1 protein-coding gene is annotated in these 1,014 nt (G+C 44.1%); it reads right to left on the minus strand.

What is annotated here, in order from left to right; translation table 11 throughout:
- The coding region (locus BCL90_RS00280; RefSeq protein WP_455430279.1) for a DUF7507 domain-containing protein at nucleotides 1-1,014 on the minus strand (1,014 nt) is incomplete at both ends.

Raw genomic sequence — 1,014 nt, forward strand, 5'->3', positions numbered from 1 at the left:
GGTTTTGGTTAATTTAATAACCGGGGTTTGTGGAAGCGGTGTAACCGTGCAATCCGGACAGGCAGGATCAACAGGAGGTGTACCAGGACCTGAAGGGTTACCACTTTCAGACTGATCGGTAACGTTGTTTCCTTTAGGATCTTTACCCGTTGCTGTTGCAATGTTGTAAACAGCACCTTTATCAATATCGGCCTGTGTTACAGTATAAGAAGCTGTGAAGCTCGATAGGTCTGCTGCGCCAGGAAGTAAAGTTACCGGTCCGCCAGTTACGGTTACTTTAGGGTCAGTAATAACGATTCCAGTTACTGTAACATTTCCAGTATTTTCAACTTTGAAAGTATAGCTGATCTTGTCGCCAAGGTTTACTTTACCATCACCATTGGTATCTGCATAAGTTCCGGTTTTGGTTAATTTAATAACCGGGGTTTGTGGAAGCGGTGTGATTGTACAATCCGGACAGGCAGGATCAACAGGAGGCGTACCAGGACCTGAAGGGTTACCACTTTCAGACTGATCGGTAACGTTGTTTCCTTTAGGATCTTTACCAGTCGCTGTTGCAATGTTGTAAACAGCGCCTTTATCAATATCGGCCTGCGTTACCGTATAAGAAGCAGTAAATGTAGTTAAGTCGGCAGCACCAGGAAGTAAAGTTACCGATCCCCCAACAACAGTAACTTTAGGGTCAGTAATAACGATGTCAATCACCGTTACGTTACCAGTGTTTTCAACTTTGAAAGTATAGCTGATCTTGTCGCCAAGGTTTACTTTACCATCGCCATTGGTATCTGCATAAGTTCCGGTTTTAGTTAATTTAATAACCGGGGTTTGTGGAAGCGGTGTGATTGTACAATCCGGACAGGCAGGATCAACAGGAGGCGTACCAGGACCTGAAGGGTTACCACTTTCAGACTGATCGGTAACATTGTTTCCTTTAGGATCTTTACCAGTTGCTGTTGCAATGTTGTAAACAGCACCATTATCAATATCGGCCTGTGTTACAGTGTAAGAAGCAGT

Source organism: Pedobacter alluvionis (assembly GCF_003664035.1).
Taxonomy (GTDB): domain Bacteria; phylum Bacteroidota; class Bacteroidia; order Sphingobacteriales; family Sphingobacteriaceae; genus Pedobacter; species Pedobacter alluvionis.